The organism is Kitasatospora sp. NPDC047058, assembly GCF_040643935.1.
Classification (GTDB): domain Bacteria; phylum Actinomycetota; class Actinomycetes; order Streptomycetales; family Streptomycetaceae; genus Kitasatospora.
Map to the genome: position 1 here is coordinate 1 of NZ_JBEYVJ010000704.1, position 2,381 is coordinate 2,381.

Sequence of the window (2,381 nt, forward strand, 5' to 3'; positions counted from 1 at the left end):
ATGCCGCTGCCCTTGAACCAGTGGGTGGGGGTGATGCCGGGCTTGGGGTTGTGGCTGTTGCGGATCAGCCGGCCGGTCAGCTCGGGCGGCAGGTGGCCCTCGACGGTGAGTTCGGTGGAGGTGATCTCGTCGGCGACGGGGGTGTAGTGGCCGGTCAGGTAGGGGGGCTTGGTGGCGGTCATGGCGGGGGCTCCTCGGAAGTCCGGTGGGTGATCGGCGTCGTCGGGTTCGACCGACGGGGTTCGGCAGCGGGGTTCAGCCGCGCTCGGCCTCGGCCTCGGCCTTGAGCCGGTCGAGCCAGCTCTCCAGGGACGCCCGCAGCGCGGCCTCCAGCTCGGCCGGCTGTGCCTCGACGGGCGCGCCGGACCAGGACTCCTCGGTGTGGACGGTCACCGAGCCGTCCGTCTCCGCGAAGGTCCAGACGTGGACGCCGTCGATGCCGTTGGCCGGGCCGCCCCAGACGATCCGCCGGCCGGGGGCGAGTTCCAGCACGGTGGAGGTGATGTCCAGGCCGTGGGTCTGCCAGTGGAAGGAGGCGCCGGGGGCGAGCGGGCCGTCCAGGCGGGCCCGGTCGACGTCCGGGAGCCAGCTGGCCCAGGAGTCGATGGCGGTGTGCAGGGACCAGACGACGGCGAGCGGTGCGTGGATCGTGGTGGTCAGCCGGACGATGACGGGGGCGTCCTGGTCGATGGTGTGGACGGTCATGGTGGTCTCTCCCTGAGTGGAGCCGACGGAACGGAGCCGACGGAACGGAGCCGACGGAACGGGATGTGCGAAGTGGGACGTGCGAGGTGGGACGTGTGGAGGCGGGCCGAGCCCCTGCGCCTCAGCGCGGGGCCGGCGCGCCGTCGGCGGCTCGGGCGGCGGCCGGGCCGGCCGCGGGCGTGCGGCGCGCCAGGTAGGGGGTGAGCGCCGCGGCGGCGGCGGGCACGAGTGCGGAGGCGAGGAACGCGGTGCGGTACCCCTCGGTGAGCGCGGCGGTCCGGGTGTGGTGGGCCGCGGCCCCGGCGGTGGCCGAGGCGGCGAGGCTGCCGAGGACGGCCAGGCCGACGGCGCCGCCGAGCTGCCGGCTGGTGTTGACCAGGCCGCCGGCCAGGCCGGAGTCGGCCGGGCCGACGCCGGTGACGGCCGCCGAGGTCAGCTGGACGAAGGCGGGGCCGAGGCCGAGCCCGACCAGGAGGAGCGGGCCGAGCAGGTCGGAGGGGTAGCTGCCGTCCGGCCGGATCCGGGCGAGCCAGAGCAGTCCGCCGGCCAGGGTGAGCAGGCCGGCGGCCAGGGCGGCGGTCGGGCCGGTCCGGGCGGCGATCCGTGGTGCGAGGGAGGAGCCGGCGGTGGTGGCGGCGGCGAGCGGGAGCTGGCCGAGCCCGGCGGCCAGCGGCCCGGCGCCGAGCACCTGCTGCTGGTAGAGCGGCAGGAAGTAGAAGAGCCCGACCCAGACCGAGCCCAGGAGGGCCATCACCAGGTTGGCGGGGGCGACCGGGCCCGCGGCGAGGACGCGCCGCGGCAGTAGTGGATCGGGGTGGCGCCGCTCCAGCAGGACGAAGGCGGGGAGGAGTACGGCGGCGAGTGCGAAGGCGGTGAGCGGGCCGGGTGAGGTCCAGCCGCCGTGCCCGCCGGCGGTGAGGCCGTAGGTGAGGGCGACCAGGCCGAGGGCGGCGGTGACCGTGCCGCCGAGGTCCAGCCGTCCGCCGGACGCGGTGGGGGCGCCGCCCGGCACCAGGAGCACGGTCGCGGCGAGGACCAGCACCGCCCCGGCGGCGGAGGCGTGGAAGACCCAGGGCCACCCGAGGCGTTCGGTGAGCACGCCGCCGAGCAGGACGCCGGCCGCGCCGCCGGCGCCGGAGACGGCACCCCAGACGCCGAGTGCCCTTCCGCGCCCGGGGCCGGCCGGGTGGAGCTGCATGACCAGGGCGAGCGCGGCCGGGGCCACCGCGGCGGCGCCGAGGCCCTGCGCGGCACGGGCGGTGACGAGCAGCCAGGGGGTGGTGGCGAGGCCCGCGGTGAGCGCGGCGGCGGCGAAGAGCGCGAGGCCGGCGAGGAGGACGCGGCGGCGGCCGAGCAGGTCCGCCACCCGTCCGCCGGGCAGCAGCAGTGCGCCGAAGGCGAGGCCGTAGGCGTTGACCACCCAGGACATGCCGCTGTCGGAGAGGCCGATGCCGTCCCGGACGGCCGGGAGGGCGACGTTGACGATCGAGGTGCTGAGGACGACGGTGAACTGGGCTCCCGCCAGGGCGGCGAGTGCGGCGCCGGGCCGTAAAGCGCTGTTCGTACCGGTTTCCGTGCCGGGTGTGGCCACTGGAACTCCTATGTGTGGTTGACCACTCACTCTTGCGGCCAAAGGGTGGGCGGGGCGGCGGCCCCGGGGGAGTCGGGCCGCCGCC

The 2,381-nt window shown here is 76.6% G+C and carries 3 protein-coding genes; all 3 read right to left on the reverse strand.

Features of this window, described 5'->3' with window-relative positions:
- The coding region (locus tag ABZ885_RS39530) for a carotenoid oxygenase family protein (protein ID WP_360199791.1) at window positions 1–182 on the reverse strand (182 nt) is incomplete at its 3' end.
- Between the two features lie 73 nt (window positions 183–255).
- On the reverse strand, window positions 256–705 hold the full coding sequence (locus tag ABZ885_RS39535; RefSeq protein WP_360199793.1) for an SRPBCC family protein: 450 nt from the start codon (window positions 703–705) through the stop codon (window positions 256–258).
- Window positions 706–826: 121 nt separating this feature from the next.
- On the reverse strand, window positions 827–2,296 hold the full coding sequence (locus tag ABZ885_RS39540; protein WP_360199795.1) for an MFS transporter: 1,470 nt from the start codon (window positions 2,294–2,296) through the stop codon (window positions 827–829).
- Between the last annotated feature and the right edge of the window lie 85 nt (window positions 2,297–2,381).

Bases quoted from the DNA above. Each gene is read 5' to 3' on its own strand.
- ABZ885_RS39535 (WP_360199793.1), bottom strand. From the start codon at position 705: ATGACCGTCCACACCATCGACCAGGACGCCCCCGTCATCGTCCGGCTG.